Genomic DNA, 20,686 nt, shown 5'->3' on the forward strand with positions numbered 1-20,686 from the left:
CGTTGTGCCGTCCTCCATGCTGCGCAGGAGAAGCTGCGACCGGGCGCCTGCGTGTACGCCAGTTCCGGTTTCAGAGATCGAACGCGCCGCGCATGAAGTCGCGCCGCAGTTCGTTGATCCTGGCGGAGTCGCGCGTGTAATACAGCTTGTTTGTCAGCAGCACCGCATAGCGGCCGCGCCGAGGGCTGAGCCACATCGCCGTGCCGGTGAAGCCCAGATGGCACCAGACGTCGTCATCTGGCCCCGTGCCTGCCGCCGGGTGCCAGAACAGGCCGCGCGACGGCTGCAGCTCGCCCGTCCGCACCGTCAGCGATTCCTTCAGCCAATCGGCGTCAAACACGCCGCCGTGCTGGCGCGGCGCCAACATCGCCTGCAGGAAGCGCTGCAGGTCGGGCACGTTGGAAAACAGGCCGGAGATGCCGCACACGCCGCCCAGCAGCCGGGCCGAAAAATCATGCACCACGCCGGCAAGGTGGGCGCCCGCCTGCTCGCAATACTCGGTCGGCGCGACCAGCTGGCCGTGCCGGGTCGCCACAGGACCGAATCCCGTGGCGGCCATGCCCAGCGGCTGAAGCACATGCTCGGCAAGGGCCACGTCCAGCGGCATGCCCAGCAGGCGCTCGATGACCAGGCCGAGGATCAGGGCCGCGCGGTCCGTGTATTCGACAGCTTGATCTGGTACGCCTTCCAGCGGTTCGCGTAGCACGCCGCGCACGATATCGTCGTACACCTCGCCATAGCTGGCGCGCAGGCGGGCGCGCAGCGGCAAGCCGGCCGTGTGCGTCAGCAGCTGGAAAATCGTGATGGGCGCCAGTGCATAACCTTGGGTGCCGGGCAGTACGTCGGCCAGCCGGCTGTCAAGGCGCAGGCGTTTCTGCTTCACCAGCCTGCCGATGAGCGGCCAGACGCTGATGATCTTGGTCAGCGAGGCGATGTCGAACAAGGTGTCGACTTGCATCGCTGCACTGGCGGGTTCGGGCGTGAGCCGCCCGGCCGCGCCCATGACGTGGTGATCCAGGGTGCCCACGGCCCAGGCCGCGCCCGGAAAAATCTGTTCGTGCACGCCGGTTTCCACCAGCGCTGTCAGTTGGTCGGTGTGGGTGCTTATCTGCATGATGATGGTGCCGTGCTTGTCTTGTCATTGTCTGCTGCTGCCACGCCCAGCCAGCGCGCCACCGATTGTGCCAGCCATTCCCCCTCGTCGAGCGGCAGGTCGTGACCGGCATCGCGGTGGATCAGGCAATCGGCCTGCCAGGCGCGCGCCAGGCGCTGCGAGCAGCGGTGGTCGACGAGTCGGTCTAGCGCGCCGGCCATCACCAGCACGGGCATGGCCGGGCGGATTGCCGGGGCGCGGTAGCGGGCGGCCGACAGCAACTGGCGCAGCGCGTTACGCCGGCTGACCGGATATTCCTGCTGGTAACCGAGCCAATCGGCCAGCAGCGCGGGGTTGCCATGTGCATGTCTGCGGCTCGTCAGGCGCAATATCAGCGCTTCCTGGCTGCTTGCATCGCCCAGCAGCAGCTGGCGCAGCAGGGCGCCGTAGTTTTGCCAGCGCAGGCGCCGGTAAAACGGATTGAACGGCCGCATGCTGGTGTTGACCAGCACGCAGCGGGCGATTTCCTGCGGGTAGCTGCTGGCCCATTCCACGGCCACCATGCCGCCCAGCGACAGGGCCAGCACGTGGTAAGGCGCCGGGATGCCGCGCGCCAGCAACTCCCGGCGGCAGTCTTCCACCATGGCGGCCACGCGGGTGGCGCTGTCGTGCGCGTGGCGCGTGCCATTGCCGGGCAAGTCGGGCGTGACGATGCTGGCGCCGGGCAGGGCACGCGCGAGGGTGGCGGGAAAGCTTCCCCAGTGGCGCTGTTCGCGCATCAGGCCGCGCAGCAGGACCCAGGTGGACGATCCGCTCATGATTCGTACCATTGCGCCAGCGCGCGCCGGCGCTGCGCCTTGCGCAGCAAGCCTTCCGGCATCCAGCGGCCGTGGCTGCTGGCGGCGCGCATGAGGAAATCGAACCACACCAGGTGCCGCCGCAGCACGCGCTGCAAGCGGTGCGCGGCCGTGGGGTTGAAGATGCTGACCCGGTTGAACAGCTGGCGCGGGTTTTTCTTGACCCACAGCCAGGAACCCATTTCCAGGGTCAGCGGCAGGAACACGCGCCCGCTGTAGCTGGTGCCGTTCAGGTACAGATAGTCCCACAGGTCGCCATGCGTGCGGTATTGCCGGCTTTGCGGCTCGAACACATAGTTGTGGTTGGGGTAGCTTTGGCTGAACAGTTCTTCCAGCGCGCCGATCTCGGCCAGGTGGGCTATGGGCACCTTGGTATGCGCATGGGGAAACCAGATGCGGTCGCGCAAGCCGAAACCGGAATGGCAATCGAGGGCGATGCTGAACTGGCGCGACAGCAGTTCGCGCTCGACCAGGTCGCACACGGCCTGGCTTTCCACTTCCATCGGGCCATCCGCCGCACCGCGGTACCAGGGCAGGCGGGCGCTGTAGCGCTGTCCACCGAGCATGAACGGCACTTTTTCGCGCGCGCTCAATGGCGCATTGCGCATCAGGTCCACGCCCTGCGGATTGCAGCGCGTGGCTTGCCACATGCCGCCCGGATTAACCAGCGGCATGAACACGAGGCGCATGCTTTCCAGCTGCTGGTGCAGGGTGGCATCCCAGCGCAGGCGCGCGACCAGGCTTTCCAGAAAAGACAGGATGACTTGCGTGCCGATGCGTTCCAGGCCATGGATGCCGCCGAAAAAGCCCAGCACGGGCACGTCGGGGCTGGGATTGCCCATGGCGATCGAGTACACGGGAAACTCGCGCCCATCCATGGCGATGCTGCAGGGCGCGGCCACTTCCAGGTGGCTGCCGCCCTCGTCGATGAGGCGCTTCAGCATGACCAGCTCGGGCAGATTCTTTTCGATCATCAGGCGTCTGAAAGGGAGAGTAGCAGCCAGTGTAGCCGAAATAAGCGCCGCGCCCGACGTCCCGCATGGCGAAATTTGCACGCGGCGGCCATGTCACGAAGCCGTCATTTTTTATGTGTAGGCTATTGCAGTTGATACAAGAATTATCACTTGGCAAGACCTCGCTTCCGCCTATTTCCACCCTCACACGATAGCGACACGATAGCGATATGACAGGCAGCCCGGCATCCGTTCATGTGCTCGCGCTGGCGGGATACCTGGTACTGCTGGGTTTCCTGGCCGCGGTGGGGCCCGTGCGGGCGCAGCCGGCCGATGGCACCGTGCTGCAGTTCGATATCGCCGCGCAAAACCTCGGCGATGCGCTCGATTTGTACAGCCGCCGCACGGGCATCGCCGTGCTGATGGACCAGCACTACGCGCAGCGCCAGTCGGCCGCCGTGCGCGGCCCCCATGCGGCCGGCGCGGCCCTGCAAGCCTTGCTGGAAGGCACTGGCCTGCAATCGCGCCTGTCCGATGCGCAAGCCGTCATCGTGTATGCGCCGGCCGGCGCTTCAGCCACCGCTGTTGACTTGCCACAAGTCAACATCGTGGCCGCCGCCGACATACCGGGCGCCACGCAGGGCGGCGGCGACCATGCGGCCTATGTCAGTCGCTTGCAGCACGTGCTGCTGGGGCTGCTGTGCCGCGCGGCGCAGACGCGTCCCGGCGGCTACCGCCTGGCGCTGCAGCTGTATCTGAACCGCGCCGGCGTGGTGGACCGGGTACACCTGCTCGACAGCACGGGCTTGCGCGCGCGCGATACGGCCATTGCGCGCGTGGTGCTGGGCATGCGAGTGGGCGCCGCGCCGCTGCCGTCGATGCCGCAGCCCGTTTCCATCCTGCTGCTGCCGCAAGGGCCGGGCAGCGAAGTCGATTGCACCGCTGGCGCGCCGGGTAGAAACGCGCCATGAGCATGCCCGACCTGCGCACCAAGCTCAAAGGCCACCTCAGTGCGCGCTATGCCGTGCTGCGCTGGCGCCTCGAAAGGGTGGTCGGCTGCAAGCACCATGCGGCCGATGCGCTGCAGGAAACCTGGCTGCGCCTCGAAGCGATGGTGTCGCCTGGTCCCGCCGCCGCGCCCGTCCACAATCCCGACGCCTATCTGCTGCGCATGGCGGCCAATATCGCCACCGATGCGTATCGCCGCGACCGCATCATCGTCACCGAGCGCGAACGCGAAGAGCTGATGCACATGGCCGACGAGGCCGGTGACGACATCAGTGACCCGGCGCGCATCGTCTCGGCCCGGCTCGACGTGCAGGCGCTCGACTCTGCGCTGGCGGGCCTGTCGCCGCGCCGCCGCGCCATCCTGACGGCGGCGCGCATCGACGGCATGCTCAACGCGGAAATCGCCGAGCGCTTCGGCATTTCCGTGGCGATGGTGAAGAAAGAATTGCAGGCCGCCATGCAACACTGTAAAACGTGCATGGCCGGCGCCGATGCCGCCCAGCGCAGCGATGTGTCGGGCCGGCGTAAATATTGATGAATCCCATGACTGCTCCTGACCGCGATCCACGCGCCCCTTCCCATACTGCCGACAGCGATGCTGACATCGGCCAGCAAGCCGCCGCCTGGTGGGCGCGCCTGCGTGCCGACGATTTTACGCAGGCCGACGCCGACGCCTTGCGCGCCTGGTGTGCGCGCAGCCCCGACCATGCGCGCGCCTGGCGCGAACTGAAGCAAGTGTGGCAGGCACTGGACCCCGCCCTGACCCGCGCCGCCGCCGCGCCGCAGGGGGCGGCCGTGCTGGCGTTCCCGGCGCGCCCCGGCCGGCGGGCTTTCCTTGGTGGCGCGCTGGCGGCCGGCGTGGCCGTGCTGGCCTTGCGTCCACCGCTGGGCGCCTGGCCTTCGCTGCAGGAGCTGAGCGCCGACTACCGCACGGGCACGGGCGAACAGCGGCAAGTGGCCCTGTCGCAGCAGATGACGGTGCAGATGAATACGCAGACGCGCATCAATGTGCGGGCGCCGGAAGCGATCGAACTGCTGGGCGGCGAGGCGGAAATCCTCGCCAGCGGCGCGCGCCAGCCCGTGTCGGTGCTGGCGGGCGCGGGGCGCTTGCTGGCGCAGTCGGCCCGCTTCAATGTGCGCCACACGGACGACGCCGTGTGCGTCACCTGCCTGGCGGGCGCCGTGGAGGTGGTCTGGCAACAGCGGCGCCAGACCCTCGATGCGGGACAGCAACTGGTGTACGACGAGCGGGGCGTGCAGGCGGCCACGGCCGCTCCAAAGGGCGAAGCGAACGCGTGGCGCACGGGCGCGCTGTCGTTTGTCGGCAAGCCGCTGGCCGATGTCGTCGATGAAATCAACCGCTACCGGCCCGGCCGGGTGGTGCTGCGCAATGCCGAGCTGGGCCGCCGCCTCGTGCGCATGCGCTTTTCCATCGGGCAAACCGATGGCGCGCTGGCGATGATACGCGACCTGTATGGCGCGCAAATGACCAGCCTGCCGGGCGGCATCGTGCTGCTCAGCTGATGGCGTGTCGGCTGCCACGCAACTTTTTCATATTATTTCTTCAAAAGCATTATCCCTTCCGCCGCCCAGCTACGTCATGGAGGCATGGACGCTTGCGCCAACGCCAGGCTCCGTTCCCTTCTCTCTAGCCAGGAAACCATTGCCATGACCAAGCTTCACACTGCCCAGCGCCCAGTCCCCACCGTTGACACGGGCGCGCAGCGTAACTCCACGCTGGGCAGCCGCTTGCGGCTCACGCCGCTCGCTTACGCATTGACCACCATGCTGATGGCGGGCGCCTTCAGCACGCCGGCCCGCGCGCAGCAGGCGTTCAGCGGCGGCTGGTTCGCGGCCAAGGGCGCGGCGCAAAATACGGCGGCCAACTCTGGCCGTTTGCCGAATGGCCAGCCGCTGCCGCTGGGTAGCCGGCCCGAAGGCCAGCAACAGCAGGCAAACCAGCAGTTGCAGCGCTCGCTCAATAACCTGAACCTCGCCGCGCGCGCCATCGCCGCGCAGCAGGCGGCCCAGGCCCAGGCGCGCCAGGCTGCCGCCGGCGGCGCCAGTGTGCCAAATGGCCTGGCGCAGGGCGGCTTGCAGGTCGACACCAACAGCCTGACGGCCGGCTGGCTCAATGCCCAGGGTCCAGTGCAGACAGTCGCGAACGGCAAGACGGCCGTGGTGGTGCAGCAGACGGCGGACAAGGCCATCCTGAACTGGGAAACATTCAATGTGGGCAAGGACACGACTCTGACCTTCCAGCAGCAGAAGGACTGGGCCGTATTGAACCGGGTCAACGATCCGCAAGCGCGACCCAGCCAGATCCAGGGCCAGATCAAGGCCGACGGCACGGTGCTGCTCGTCAACCGCAACGGCATTGTGTTTACAGGCACGAGCCAGGTCGACACGCGCAGCCTGGTGGCGGCCGCGGCCCGCGTCAGCGATACGCAATTCCAGAAAAACGGCATCTACAGTCCCGGCACGGCCGGCGCCACGACGTTCACGGATGCGGCCGGCAAGGTGCAGGTGCAGGCCGGTGCGCGCCTGGCCAGCAATGCGCCCAAGGGCAGCACGGAAGGCGGCGGCTATGTGATGCTGCTGGGTAAAGAAGTGCACAATGCGGGCGAGATCAGCACGCCCAAGGGCCAGACCCTGCTGGCCGCCGGCGACAGCTTTACCATCAAGACAGGCGTGGGCACGGATGGCAACCCGCTGTCGACCACGCGCGGCAGCGAAGTCGTGCCGCAGTTCGCGGCCGGCAGCACGGCGGGCAAGGTCGTCAACACGGGCCTGATCCAGGCGCGCGAAGGCGACATCACCCTGGCCGGGCGCACGGTGCAGCAGGACGGCGTGCTGCTTGCCACCACCACCACGGCCACGCGCGGCACCATCCACCTGAACGCGCTGGGCAGCGACGCTGCCGTCACCGTGGGACGCGGCGCCACCACGGCCATCCTGGTCGAAGACGACGGCAAGACGACGGCGCTCGACAGCCAGCGCGACGCCATGCGTGGCCCCGCCGTGACGTCCACGGAAAACATCCTTGCCGTGAACGACCGCCGCGACCAGTCGCGCATCGAGATCGGCAGCGCCGGCACGGTGGAATTCATGGGCGACTCGCTGACCCTGGCCACGGGCGGCCAGATCGCCGTCAACGCGGCCAGCCGCAGCCTGCTGCGCGATGGCGCCCAGCTCGACGTTTCCGGCGCCGTCGGCGTGAAGGTGGCGATGGAGGCGAACAATGTCGAGATCAACGTGCAGGGCAACGAGCAGCGCGACGCGCCCGTCAACCGCGACGGCAAGGCCTTGATCAACAACAATATCTGGGTCGACCGCCGCAAGCTCGTGTTCGTACCGAAAGGCACGAACGGCTACGACAGCGACCGCTGGTACACGGCCGGCGGTTTGCTGGAAGTGGCCGGTTATCTGGGCACACAGGGCCATTCCGTCAGTGAATGGATGGCGCAGGGCGGCACGGTCAGCTTCGGCGGCAAGGATGTCGTCACGCAGCTTGGCTCCAGCATCAACCTGTCGGGCGGCACCCTGGACGTGCAGACGGGCGCGCTGCGCCAGACCTGGCTGAAAGGCGCGGACGGCAAGCTGTATGAGGCAGGCAGCGCGCCCGCCGACCTGGCGTATGCGGGCGTGTACAAGGGCTACGAGGAAGAACATGCGCGCTGGGGCAAGGATGCCAGCGCCTTCTATGCCAATCCATTGATCGCCGCGCAAAAGCGCCTGGAAAACGGCTACACGGTGGGCCGCGACGCGGGCAAGCTGGTGGTGGCGACGGGGTCGGCCGTGCTGGAAGGGGGTATCGCGGGCGACGTCTTCCAGGGCGAGCGCCAGGCACAGGCGCCGCAGGCGCTGCTGGACGGCTACCAGCAGTCGCAGCTGGCGGCCGCGCAGCGGGGGCAATTGATCGTCGGCCAGTATCAGCCGATGTTCGACAAGCGCACGGGCGTGCTGCAGCATGCGTTGTCGGCCGTCATGGACGAGGTGCGCCTGACGCGCGTGCAGGACGGCATCGCCGCCGGCCTCGACGTGGCCGACGTGCTGGCTGCAGAGCGTCAGGGCAAGCTGCTGCTCGACACCAACTTGCTCAACAGCCAGCAACTGGGCGCCATCCGCATCGCCGCGAAAGGCGCGATCACCGTCGACAGCGCGCTGCAGGTGGCCGATGGCGGCAATATCACCCTGTTCGGCAAGGAAGTGGCCATCAACGCCAGCCTGCGCAGCCGTGGCGGCAGCATCGCGGCCGGCAACGTGTTGAACCAGATCGGTGCGCTGGGCATGCTCGATACCTTCGTCAATCCGGGCGTGCCCCCGGGCAAACTGGTGCTGGCCGATGGCGTCAGCCTCGATACCAGCGGTCTGCTCAGTAACGTGCTGCGCGATCCGCTGGCCGCCGCCGGCCTGCCATACCTGAATGGCGGCAGCGTATCGTTGCGAACGTACGGCGACGTGCGCATCGGCAATGGCAGCCTGATCGACGTGAGCTCGGGCGCGGCCATCCTGGCGCAGGCGAAACAGCAGGGTGGCAAGGGCGGCAACGTGACCCTGGCCAGCTATGGCGCGAAGGCGGACCTGGTGCTGGGCGAAGGCGCGCAAGTGCGCGGCCATGGCGTGGCCGGCGGCGGCAAGCTGGAATTGCAGGCCAACAAGATCATGATCGGCTACATTGAAAAACCCGAGGCAGGCACCGTGCAGCTGGATGGCGGCTTCTTCGACAAGGGTTTTTCCAGCTATAGCCTGGTCGGCAAGCAGGGCGTGACGGTGGCGGACGGCACGCAGGTGGATGTGCGCATGCCCGTGCTGCGCGTGGTGGAGAATGAAAAACTGGCCCTGTGGACGCCGGAACAGGTCACGGAAAACCCGCTGAAGGGTACCTTGACGCAGCGCAAGGGTGCCAGCCTGGCCGTGCAGGTGGGCGACATGCAGTCCGGCGCGGCCGACATGGCCATCGCCGAACTGCTGGTGGGCAAGAATGCCGTGGTCAGCGTCGATGCGGGCCAGTCCATCAAGCTGTCCAGCGTGGGCCAGCTGACGGTGGAAGGGCGCTTGAACGCCTGGGGCGGCAAGGTCAGCCTCGGTAGCGTGGCCGTCGACCGGCCTGTGTCCGAAGCGGTGGAGGCGGCCGGCCATGGCCGCTCCATCTGGATCGGCGAGAATGCCGTGCTCGACGTGGCATCGCGCGCCGTCAGCGCCACGGATGCGCAGGGCCGGCGCTACGGCAAGGTGGTCGATGGCGGCAGCATCGTCGTCGGCGGCGAGATCGACCATGCGCAGGGCAGCACTTCGGCGGCCAGCCTGTTCGTCGTCGTGCGCGACGGTGCCGTGCTCGATGCGTCCGGCGCGCACGCCGTGCTCGACGTCAATGGCGACGCCGTCGACGTGGCCAGCGCGGGCGGCAGCATCGCGCTGGCGTCGAACAATGGCCTGTACCTCGATGGCCAGCTGCGGGCCAGGGCCGGCGGCGCGGGCGCGGCGGGCGGCACCCTGTCCGTGGCCACGGGCACACCCGAATACCTGAAAGTGCTGGCCACGCCCAAGGTGCTGCAGGGCCGCCAGCTGCGGCTGACGCAGCGCCAGGTGGCCAGCGACCTGGCCGGCGGCGTGACGGCGCGGGAAGCGGCCGAGGACGGGCCGCAGGCGCTGCAATACGGCCATGGCCGCTTTTCCGTGGAACAGGTGGAGGCGGGCGGTTTCGGCAACCTGGCTTTGCTGGGCGCCGCCAGCTTCGATGGCGACGTGTCGCTGACGATGCGGCAAAGCTTCCAGCTGTACGGTGCGCCGCTGCTGTCGCCCGGCAGTGAGCCCGGCGCGAAGGTCAGCATCGCGGCGCCGTATGTGCGCCTGGCCAGCATCAAGCCGGCCGGCCGCGATTTCTATACGACGCCAGGCAGTGCGGGAGAATCGCCGGTCGCCAGCCAGATCAGCATAGCGGGCGACCTGATCGACGTGCGCGGCATGGTCGACATCCTCGCCAAGGACGTGCGCCTGACCAGCCGCGGCGACCTGCGCTTCCTGCTGTCGCCGCTGGGCTGGGATGGCAACCAGCCGTCGACGGTGCTGTCCTCGCCGGGCGACATGACCCTCGTTGTGGCCCAGCTGTATCCGGCCACGGGGGCCGGCGCGGCCGTGCGCGTGGGCTATAGCTCCGTCAACGGCAAGTTCGGCTACGATCCGGCGCACAGCCTGACCATCGGCCGCAGCACGGCTGGCGTGCCGGCCATGCCGTCTTCCGCCTTCGGCTCGCTGGACCTGGAGGCCGCGCATATCGAGCAGGGCGGCGTGGTGCGTGCGCCGCTGGGCCGCCTGGCGATCGGCGCGGCCCGCTATGACAATGACAAGAGCCTGAGCGTCAATCTGCTGGCCAACAGCATCACCTCCGTCAGCGGCGCCGGTCTTGTCATGCCGTATGGCGGCACCGTCGACGGCCAGAACTGGAACGTGGACGGCAAGCTGGCCACCTTCATGGGCGTGGGCGGCTTCAATGCGCAGGGCAGCTTGCGCGTCGGCGTGGAAATGGCGGGCGTGGCCGTGGACGTGCAGCCGGGTGCGCTGCTCGACCTGTCCGGCGGCGGCGAACTGACGGGGGCCGGCTTCATCGCGGGCCGCGGCGGCTCCACCGACGCGCGCTACCATCCGCTGATGCAGGTGGGGGCGAATGGCGGCTTCGTCCTGCCTGGCCTGGCCACCAATCCCGTGTACGCCATCGTGCCGGGCGCGCAGGCGCCGCAGGCACCCGCGGGCGGCGAAAAGGCGGCGTCCGACCCGGCAGTGGGCCGGCAGGTGACGATAGGCAGCGGCGTGCCGGGCCTGGCGGCAGGCACCTACACGCTGATGCCGTCGACCTATGCCTTGCTGCCAGGCGCCTTCCGCGTGGAGCTGAACGGCCTGGCGGGCCAGGGCAGCGCCGGCAATCTGGCGCAGCCGCTGCGCAACGGTTCCTGGGCCGCGCCCGGCACCCTGTCCATTGCCGGCACGGACATCCGCGCGCCGCTGGCCAGCCAGCTGATACTCACGCCGGCCAAGGTCTTGCGCACGTATTCCCAGTACAATGAAATGGGCTATGCGGCGTTTGCCCTGGCTGATGCGCAAACGCGCGGCATACCCCGCGCGATGCTGCCGTCCGATGCGAAAACGCTCAAGCTGACCCTGGCGCAAGGCGGCGGTCTGGACACATTCCAGTTCCGGGGCACGGGCAAGTTCGCCGCGGCCGATGGCGGCTATGGCGGCACCGTGGTGCTGATGTCGAACGATAGCGCCGCCGGCAATATCGAAATCCTTGCCGACGGCGCGCCGGCTAGCAGCGGCGCCGGGCAGGTCAGCATACGTGCTTCAAGCCTGAACAATATCGGCGCGGCCCGCATCGTGGTGGGCAATTCCCCCACCGTGGAATATGGCCAGGGCGGCAATTATGTGAACTTCGGCGTCCAGTCGGCGCGCGCCATCTACCTGCGCGCCGGCGCCGTCCTGTCGGCGCCCGAAGTGTTCCTGGTCGCCCAGGACCCTGGCAATGAGGAATTGGGCGATGGCGTGATCGATATCGCGGCCGGCGCCGGCATCAGCACCCTGGGCCGTGGCAAGGCCGCGTACGACGCCAACGACGGCTTCATCTACAAGAGCCGCCCGGACGTGCACGTGCTGGCCGCCTCGAACGGCATGCTCAATGTGGCGCCCGTCAGTGGCGCGACGCGCGGCGGCATCCGCATCGGCATGTGCGACGACGCCTGCGCCGGCACGGCCAGCCTGTACTCGGAAGGCACCTTGCTGCTGGCCACCAGCGGCAGCTTCCAGCTGGACGACACGGCCCGCTACGGCACGCGCAACCTGAGCCTGGCCGTTGGCGCCATCAATATCGGCGCCAACGAGGCGCTGGCGGCGGCCCAGGCCAGTGGCACGCGCCCCACCGGCCTGACCCTGAACCAGGGTGTGCTGGACCGCCTGCTGCGCGGCGACACCAGCACGGGCGCGCCGGCCCTGCAGGCGCTGATGCTGAACGCGGCCGACAGCGTCAATTTCTATGGCGACGTGGTGCTCGATACCTACGACAAGACGAGCGGAAAATCGAACCTGGAGCGCCTGGTGCTGACCACCCCGGCCATGTATGGCCAGGGCGATGTGGGTACGGTGGCCACCATCCGCACGGCCAACCTGGTCTGGGGCGGCGCCCTGTCCGCGGCCGGCAATGTGATTGCGCGCGGCGCCGGCACGGGCAGCGGCTCCCTGAACCTGGAGGCGGAACGCATCGATTTCGGCTTCGGCCCCTTCACCCAGCCGGCCGGCGTCGCCTCGTTCGACCGCCTGGCGCTGGGCTTTGCCAACGTCAACCTGAAAGCGTCGGGCCAGGTCACGGCCAACCACAAGGGCAGCCTGTCCGTCTACCAGTCGCAGGGCGCATATGAGACGGGCAAGGGTTTCCAGTACAGCGGCGGCAATCTGAACATCGGCACGCCGCTGCTGACGGGGGACGCCGGTTCCGCGCACAGCTATACGGCGGGCGGCGCGCTGAAGGTGGCGGCGCCGGCCGGCGCGGCGCCAGCGGCTCCCGTCAGGAACAATGACGCGCTGGGAGCCCAGCTGAGCTTGAACGGCGACAGCGTGAGCGTGGCCACGGCCGTAGTGCTGCCGAGCGGCAAGCTCACGGTCAGCGCCCGGCACGACATCACCGTGGCCGACGGGGCACGCATCGACATGGCGGGCCGCAAGAGCACCTTCTTCGACGTGGATAAATACAGCTGGGGCGGCGACGTGACCCTGGACAGCCGCGCCGGCGATATCCGCCAGGCTGCGGGCGCCGTGATCGACCTGTCGGCCGAGAACAACCGCGCCGGCAGCCTGAAGGCCGTGGCCCTCGATGGCGCGGCCGGCATGGTCGATTTGCAGGGCAAGATCCTGGGAGGCGCCAGCGGCAGCTACGACGCGGGCGGCACGATGGTGCCGTACAAGAAGGGTAGCGTGGACGTGCGCGCACACACCCTGGGCGCGGGCGGCACCCTGGACAGCCAGTTCGCCTCGCTCAACCAGCGCCTGAATGAAGGCGCGGTGACGGGCGGGCGCAACTTCCAGCTGAAACAGGGCGACTTGACCATCGGTAATGAAATGAAGGCGGGCGAAGTGCAGGTGTCCGTCGACAACGGCCGCCTGGCCGTCGCTGGCGTGATCGATGCCAGCGGCGAGCGCGTGGGCAGCATCCGCCTGGCCGGCAAGCATGGCGTCACCCTGGCCGGCAACGCCGTGCTCGACGCGCATGGCACCGTCCTGCGCGTCGACAGCTATGGCAAGATCATCGACAGCCCGAACCGCGCCATGGTGGAACTGAACGCGGGCGAGGGCACACTGGACCTGGCTGGCGGCGCGCAGATCGACGTGCGCCACGGCACGGCGGCCGTGGCCGGCAAGGGCAAGGGAGAGCACGACGGCGCCGCGCGCGGCACGGTGGAACTGAGCGCGCCGCGCCTGGGCAGCGGCGGCGCGCGCACGGATATTGACGCCGCCACCTTTGGCGACGTCGCCATCGCCGCCGGCGGCGGCTTGACCATCCGCGGCGCGAAATCCATCGCCGTCAACGCCATGCAGCGCTACGACGACGCGGCCTACGCATTGGTGCCGGGCGCCGATGGACAGCCCGTGCCAGACCTGTCGGCCAGCGGCCGCCCCTACCAGGTGATCAACCAGGCGTATCTTGACAGCAAGCACGGGGACAGCACGGCCTTCATCGATGCGGCGCTGGCCAACACGAACTTGCGCAACGGCAAGTTGGCGGGCCTGGCCACGGCCGCGTATGCCGATGCGCTGCATTTGCGTCCCGGCGTCGATATCGTCAGCAAGACGGCGGACGGCGACCTGGTGGTGCAGGGCGACCTGGACCTGTCGGGCATGCGCTACGCCAGCCTGAACCCGCGCTTTCAAGTAAGCAATCTGTGCGGCTCGGGCGAAGTGGGCAGCCTGCTGCTGCGCGCCGGCGGCGATCTGAGCATCTATGGCAGTATCAATGACGGCTTCGCGCCGCCGCCTTCCACCCAGGACGACAGTGGTTGGCGCCTGCTGCCGGGGCGCGACTTCAACGGCAGCGACGTCATCGTGCCGGGCAAGGGCGTGACCCTGGCCGACGGCACCATCTTTCCGGGCGGCGCCACGCTCAATTACGACGTGCCCGTCAAGGCCCTGAGTTTCCGCGCCAACACGCGCCTGCCCGTGGCCGTGGTCCTGAACCAGGCGCTCACCTTGCCGGCCGGCACGGTACTGGCGGCAGCCGTGCGCGACAGCGCCGGCAATATCGTCCACGCGGCGGGCACCTTGCTGGCCACGGAACAGACCTTTACTGCCGGCATGCGCCTCGATGCGGGCAGCGTGATCGCGCAAATGGTCAAGGTGCGCGCCATGACCTGGCCGAAAGGCATCGCCTTGCCGGGCTTGCTGGGCGAGCGCAACGTGGTCACGCTGAATGGCAAGCTGGCGCTGCCGGTCGGCGCGCTGATCCCGAACGGCACCGACGTCAAGCTGCTGCCCGGTGTGACGGCCATCGAACTGCGCCCGGAAGTGGCGGGCCGCCAGGGCAAGCTATGGGCCATCGCATCCATGCTGGCCGAAGGCTCGCAATCGTGGGGCATGCGCCTGGCGGCCGGCGCCGACCTGGAGGCGGCCGACACGCGCAGCGTGCAGGCGCATCCGGATCACGGCACCCTGCGCCTGGCCGACAGCCATTACGGCATGTATGGCGTGCTGGTGCCGCCGAAGGGCGTGCAGCACTGGACGCAGGCGGCGCAGGAGCTGGGCGAGCGCGAGGGCATCGTCGGCATCGTGGCAGGCACGCCCATCACCGAGGAATTCATCAGCCAGTTTGGCCAGACCGTGGCCGAATTCTGCGCTGGCGACGCGACCATGTGCGTGCTGAAGGTGGCCTATGTCTGGACCAAGGCCGGCGCGGAAGAATTCGCCGACCCCAGCGTCAAGGCGGGCGACGTGGTCGATCCGGTGGGGCTGAAATGGCTGACCATTTGCGAGGAAAACCCCACCTGGTGCACCAGTTCCAGCCCCACGTATGACTACAAGGCGTCCAGCCTGCGCTACAGCGTGCTGCGCACGGGCACGGGCGACCTGGACCTCGTCAGCGGCGGCGACCTGCGCATGGACAGCCTGTATGGCGTGTACACGGCCGGCATGTCGTCGGTGGCGACGGCGGCCGGCGACCCGTACAACCTGCCGCGCGCGCGCAACCTGGACGGCACGGTGCTGTCCAACCCCGATGGTGCGCATGAACGCCTGGTCGATGGCGGCGCCGACAGCCTCTACCGCGCCTGGTATCCGGACCAGGGCGGCAATCTGCTGCTGCAGGTGGCTGGCGACCTGAGCGGTTCGCTGGTGGGCGCGGCGGCGGCCAGCAACGGGCGTCCCGTCAAAAAGGATGGCCTGGGCGATTCTGTGGCGGTGGGCAACTGGCTGTGGCGCCAGGGCAGCGGCGGCGTGGCCACGGGTGGTCCGGCCCAGCCGACGGCGTGGTGGATCAATTTCGGCAGCTACGTGGGCCGCGATACCCTGGCCGATACCGTGCTGGGCTTTACTGGCTTCGGCACACTGGGCGGCGGCAATGTGCGCGCCGACGTGGCGGGCGATGCGGGCGTGCTGGCACCGAAGGTTGCCACCGTTTTCAATACCAACATCAATCCGCGCTCGCAGGGCTTGCTGCTGGCGGTGGGCAGCACGGGCCGCGTGCTGGCCGATGGCAGCCTGCAACTGACGGGCGGCGGCGACCTGGACCTGCGCGTGGGCGGCGATCTCAATCCCGCCAGCCAATCCAGCGGAGGGCATCTGAATGGCGCGCTGGCCGACTTGCGCGGCCACGTGGAGGTGGCGGCTGCGCAGCTGGGCGGCGTCGCGCTGCAGTACGGCACGCGCTCGACCGACCACGTGCCGCTGGAAACACGCGCCTTCGACGCCTTCCGCGCCACGCGCGCGACGCCGCAGGGGGGCATGACCCTGGTGCCCGGTGACGCCACGTTCAGCGTCGCAACCCTGGGCGACCAGGTGCTGCAGGACGTGGCCGACCCCGGCCGCGTACCCATGTTCAACGCTTCGTCGTTTACCAGCGCGTCGGGCGAAGCGGGCGCCGGCTACAGCTGGTTCAGCCTGTGGACGCCGCGCACGGCGCTCGACCTGCTCTCCGCCGGCGGCAACATGACGCCGCTGACGGCGGGCATCGACACGGCCACCGACCTGGCCATCGTCTACCCATCCATCGTGCGGGTCGCGGCGCCGCATGGCAGCCTTTACTACGGCAAGACCATCACGGATTGGGGTGGTGCATCCGCGTATGCCTCGCCGTTGCTGCTGGCGCCGTCTCCCAATGCCCAGCTGCAATGGCTGGCCGGCGATTCCATCTATGCAGGCGGCTATGCCGTCAGCCAGTCCGGCGCTGCCGCCGACAGCATGGCGACGCCGTTCAAGCCGGCCTTCGAGGCCTGGAACCTCCGGCCTGGCAGCCTGACTTCCGCAGGCGGCAATGTCTCAAGCACGGGCGTACCGTCGTCGCAGTGGAGTTTGCCGCTGTTCGCGTTCGGCCCCGATTCCGCCGCCGGTCCCGCCAACAGCGGCACGCAAGTGGCGCGTATCTATGCCGTGAAGGGCGACCTGGTGGGCGTGAATAGCGGCCGCATGGTCGAGTTCTACGATGCCAGGCATGCGGGCATCACGTGGTACGAGGGGGGACAACCGGTGTGGATGAAGGCGGGCCGCGATATCGTCAGCAGCGGCACGGCCCAGCTGGAAGCCGTGAGTGGCAGGGGCGACGGCGAAATGATGTTCCGCAATTACAGCAACTTGTTCGTGCACAACAATGCGTTTGACGTATCGGTGGTCTCCGCCGGCCGCGACATCCTGAACAGCTCCTTCAACGTGGCCGGCCCCGGCACGCTGGATATCAGCGCCGGGCGCAACATATTGATGCAGGACAAGGGCAGCGTCGTCAGCCTCGGTCCCGTCGTGGCGGGCGACAAGCGCCCGGGCGCCGGCATCGCCATGCAGGCGGGCGTGGGCGCGGCCGGCCTCGATTACCTGCGCTTCGTCAAGCCGTATCTCGACCCGGCGAACGTGGCGCAGAAGGGCGTGCCGCTGGCCGACCAGGCCGGCAAGGTGGTGAAATCGTACGACAGCGAACTGGCGATCTGGCTCGGTGAGCGTTACGGTTTCAAGGGCACGCCTGCCGAAGCGCTGGCCTTTTATCTCGCCTTGCCCGAGCCGCAGCAGCGCGTGTTCGCCCGCACTGTGTATTTCGCCGAGCTGAAGGCGGGCGGGCGCGAGTACAACGACTGGGACAGCTCGCGTTATGGCAGCTTCCTGCGCAGCCGCAACGCCATCGCGGCCCTGGCGCCGGCCACGGACACCAATGGCAAGGCGATTGCCTATGCGGGCGACATCGTCATGTACCGCGGCCTGTACGCGGTGCGCAATGACGGCGAGCAGCGCTGGGATTACTACCCCCGCAGCGGCTACGTGCACACGAACTTCGGCGGCGACATCGAGCTGCTGACGCCGGGCGGCAGGCAGGTGTTCGGCATCGAGGGCGAGGCGCCGCCGGCCACCTCGGGCGTCATCACCAAGGGCGGCGGGAATATCGACCTGTTTTCGCACGGCAGCATCCTGCTGGGCCAGAGCCGCATCATGACGACGTTTGGCGGCGACATTCTGGGCTGGTCGTCGCAGGGCGACATCAACGCGGGGCGCGGTTCGAAGTCGACCATCGTCTACACGCCGCCCAAGCGCGTGTATGACAACTGGGGCAACGTGACCCTGTCGTCCGACGTGCCGAGCACGGGCGCCGGCATCGCCACCCTGGCGCCGATCGCGGAAGTGCCGGCCGGCGACGTGGACTTGCTGGCCCCGCTGGGCACCATCGATGCGGGCGAGGCGGGCATCCGCGTCTCGGGCAACGTCAACCTGGCTGCGCTGAAGGTGATGAACGCGGCGAATATCCAGGTCAAGGGCGAAGCGAAGGGCATGCCGACGGTGGCGTCCGTCAACGTGGCGGCCATGACGAACGCCAGCGCGGCGGCGACACAGGCCACGGCGGCGGCGCAGGAAGTGGTACAGCGCGAGCGCGCCGCCACCCGTTCCGCGCAGCCATCCGTGTTCACGGTGCGCGTGCTGGGCTTTGGCAGCGAAGCGCCGCCCGACAGCGCGCAAGCCACTCCGGCCGACGGCGCGCGCATCGAGGCGGCCGATTACAACCCGCGCAGCGCCGTGCGCGTGCTGGGCCTGGGGACGTTGCCGGAATCGGCCACGCGCCAGCTGACGGCGCAAGAGCGCAGCAGGTTGTCGCCATGATGGCCGGCATGACCCATGTGGCTGCTGCCTTGCCCTTGCGCATGGCGGGGCATACCGGCATGGCCTGGTGCCGGCCTGCCATCCGGCCCCGTCTGCAGGCGGCCAACGACGTGGCGCCCCTGCCAGTTCCGCCGCCAGGGCAGGGCGCCCGCCTGCAGGCGGTGCTGGAAAGCAATTACGCGGCCCTGCACCGGCGCCTGGCGCGCCACCTGGGCTGCGCCGAGCTGGCCAGCGACAGCCTGCACGACGCCTGGCTGCGGCTGGGCAGCTTGGCGGCAGGGGATGGTGCCGCGCTGGCGCACAGCCCCGTCGCCTATGTGTTCCGCGTGGCGTGCAATGCGGCCATGGACAGCCTGCGCCGCAACCGCGCCTGGCTGTATGCGGACGAGGGCGATGGGGACGGCGCTGCCGGCCTCGTCGATTTCCTCGCCGATACGGCGGCCGGGCCGGAACGCCTGGCCGAGCTGCAGGCGGATGTGCGGCGGCTGGCGCAGGCCGTCGACTTGCTGCCGCGGCGCCACCGGCAAGTGCTTGAAGCGCTGCGCGTGGACGAGCTGACCCGCCAGGAAGTGGCCGAGCGGCACGACATGTCCTTGCGGAATGTCGATACGGCCCTGCGCCAGGCGCTTGACCATTGCGCCCGCCACACGGGTTACGCGGCGCAGGGGGGCGTCGGCACGACCCGGCGCAGCCTGCGCCTGCGCCAGGGATAGGCGCTCACGGATGTTTTACGTTCGTTCGCGTACAGACGCGCAGTAATCCGGCCGTCAGACTGGTGCTTCGGGCCTGCATGCGCCCACCCAGCCAGTCCACAGCCAGGAGGAAGCGCGAGATGACAGAGTGTAATCACATCAATGCCGGCAGGCGCGGTTTGCTGATCGCCGGCGCGCTGTCTGCCACGGCAGCGGCCGTGCCCGGCGTGGCGGGAGCGGCGGAAGCGGTGAATACGGCCACCCAGGCCGGTGTTTCTCCGCCACCCGTCCTGATGCAAGTCAGCCTGGACGTCAATGGCCGGCGCCACAGCCTGGAACTCGACACGCGCACCACCTTGCTCGACGCCTTGCGCGAACAACTGCACCTGACGGGCACCAAAAAGGGTTGCGACCACGGCCAGTGCGGCGCCTGTACCGTCATGCTCGATGGCCAGCGCATCAATGCCTGCTTGACTCTTGCTGTGATGCATGACGGGGCCAAGGTCACCACCATCGAGGGACTGGGCACGCCCGACAAGCTGCACCCGATGCAAGCCGCCTTCGTCGCGCATGACGGTTATCAATGCGGCTATTGCACTCCCGGGCAGATCTGTTCGGCCGTTGCCGCGCTGTCAGAGATCCGCCAGGGCATCCCCAGCCACGTCAGCACCGACTTGAATGCGGCCCCGCAGGCGACTCCGGAAGAATTGCGCGAGCGTATGAGCGGCAATATCTGCCGCTGCGGCGCCTACTCCAACATTATCGAGGCCATCGCCGAAGTGGCGGGGAGGCGGGCATGAGAGTGTTCAGCTACCAGAAGGCCGCCACGCCGGCCGAAGCGGCGGCTGCCGCCCTGCACACGCCGGGCGCCCGCTTCATCGCGGGCGGCACGAATCTGCTCGATCTGATGAAACTGGAGATCGAAACGCCCACGCATTTGATCGACGTCAATGGCCTGGCCCTGGACAAGGTGGAAGCGACTCCCGACGGCGGCTTGCGCATCGGCGCCCTCGTGCGCAATACGGCCCTGGCAGCCCACGCCACCGTGCGCCGCGATTATGCCGTGCTGTCGCGCGCCTTGCTGGCCGGCGCCTCGGCGCAACTGCGCAACAAGGCGACGACGGCCGGCAACCTGCTGCAGCGCACGCGCTGCCCTTACTTTTATGATACGAACCAGGCGTGCAACAAGCGCGTGCCGGGCAGCGGGTGCTCGGCCATCGCCGGCTTCAGCCGGCCGCTGGCCATCGTGGGCGGCAGCGATGCCTGCATCGCCACGCATCCCAGCGACATGGCCGTGGCCATGCGCGTGCTTGACGCTGCCATCGACACGGTGCGGGCCGACGGCGCCGTGCGCACCATCCCCATCGCCGACTTTTACCGCTTGCCGGGCAACACGCCACAGCTGGAAACAGTACTGCAGCCGGGCGAACTGATCACCAGCGTGACCTTGCCCCGGCCCGCCGGCGGCACGCATGTCTACCGCAAGGTGCGCGACCGCGCCTCGTACGCGTTCGCGCTGGTGTCCGTGGCGGCCATCATCTTACCCAATGGCACGGGCAGGCTGGCCCTGGGCGGCGTCGCGCCGCAGCCGTGGAGAATTTCTGGCGCCGAACAGGCCATACCGAATGGCGCCGCCGCCGTGGCCCGGCAGTTGCTGGCCGGCGCCAAACCGACTGACGACAACGCCTTCAAGGTGACCCTGGCGCAGCGCACGATTGCCGCGGTGCTGGCTGAAGCGCAAGCGAAGAAAGGCTAGGG

General features: G+C 68.5%; 10 protein-coding genes. 7 read left to right on the forward strand and 3 right to left on the reverse strand.

Translation table 11 applies throughout. The annotated features are described in order from the left end of the window. Positions 1-70: 70 nt before the first annotated feature. From CSQ92_RS05365 to CSQ92_RS05375, 3 genes are read right to left on the reverse strand one after another with little or no spacing between them, the layout of a single operon-like run. Positions 71-1,114, reverse strand: coding sequence for a serine hydrolase domain-containing protein (locus CSQ92_RS05365; RefSeq protein ID WP_099393443.1), 1,044 nt, complete (start codon positions 1,112-1,114; stop codon positions 71-73). Next, positions 1,105-1,911, reverse strand: coding sequence for an alpha/beta fold hydrolase (locus CSQ92_RS05370; RefSeq protein WP_099393444.1), 807 nt, complete (start codon positions 1,909-1,911; stop codon positions 1,105-1,107). Before CSQ92_RS05370 ends, CSQ92_RS05365 begins: the two co-directional genes overlap by 10 nt. Beyond that, on the reverse strand, positions 1,908-2,924 hold the full coding sequence (locus tag CSQ92_RS05375; RefSeq protein WP_099393445.1) for a M14 family zinc carboxypeptidase: 1,017 nt from the start codon (positions 2,922-2,924) through the stop codon (positions 1,908-1,910). The genes CSQ92_RS05370 and CSQ92_RS05375 overlap by 4 nt, the downstream gene beginning before the upstream one ends. 209 nt (positions 2,925-3,133) lie before the next feature. Here CSQ92_RS05375 and CSQ92_RS05380 point away from each other — a divergent pair, with 209 nt between their 5' ends. The 7 genes from CSQ92_RS05380 to CSQ92_RS05410 all read left to right on the forward strand — a co-directional run bounded on the left by CSQ92_RS05380 (position 3,134) and on the right by CSQ92_RS05410 (position 20,684). Further along, positions 3,134-3,874, forward strand: a complete 741-nt coding sequence (locus CSQ92_RS05380; RefSeq protein ID WP_143450286.1) for a hypothetical protein — start codon at positions 3,134-3,136, stop codon at positions 3,872-3,874. Further along, positions 3,871-4,446: an RNA polymerase sigma factor gene (locus tag CSQ92_RS05385; RefSeq protein WP_099393447.1), complete on the forward strand. Its 576-nt coding sequence runs from the start codon at positions 3,871-3,873 to the stop codon at positions 4,444-4,446. The genes CSQ92_RS05380 and CSQ92_RS05385 overlap by 4 nt, the downstream gene beginning before the upstream one ends. An 8-nt stretch (positions 4,447-4,454) precedes the next feature. Beyond that, entirely contained in the window at positions 4,455-5,435 is a 981-nt protein-coding gene (locus CSQ92_RS05390) for a FecR family protein (protein WP_099393448.1), read from the forward strand. Between the two features lie 144 nt (positions 5,436-5,579). After that, on the forward strand, positions 5,580-18,236 hold the full coding sequence (locus CSQ92_RS05395; RefSeq protein ID WP_099393449.1) for a filamentous haemagglutinin family protein: 12,657 nt from the start codon (positions 5,580-5,582) through the stop codon (positions 18,234-18,236). Positions 18,237-18,244: 8 nt separating this feature from the next. Beyond that, a complete protein-coding gene (locus CSQ92_RS05400) occupies positions 18,245-18,949 on the forward strand; it encodes an RNA polymerase sigma factor (protein ID WP_180276942.1) in 705 nt (234 codons plus the stop codon). Between the two features lie 119 nt (positions 18,950-19,068). Continuing rightward, positions 19,069-19,728 carry an aldehyde dehydrogenase iron-sulfur subunit PaoA gene (gene paoA / locus CSQ92_RS05405; RefSeq protein WP_099393451.1) on the forward strand — a complete coding sequence of 220 codons (660 nt, stop codon included), beginning with the start codon at positions 19,069-19,071 and terminating at the stop codon, positions 19,726-19,728. Further along, on the forward strand, positions 19,725-20,684 hold the full coding sequence (locus tag CSQ92_RS05410) for an FAD binding domain-containing protein (RefSeq protein ID WP_099393452.1): 960 nt from the start codon (positions 19,725-19,727) through the stop codon (positions 20,682-20,684). Before paoA ends, CSQ92_RS05410 begins: the two co-directional genes overlap by 4 nt. Positions 20,685-20,686 lie beyond the last annotated feature (2 nt).

This window comes from Janthinobacterium sp. BJB446, from assembly GCF_002735655.1.
Lineage (GTDB): Bacteria > Pseudomonadota > Gammaproteobacteria > Burkholderiales > Burkholderiaceae_D > Janthinobacterium > Janthinobacterium lividum.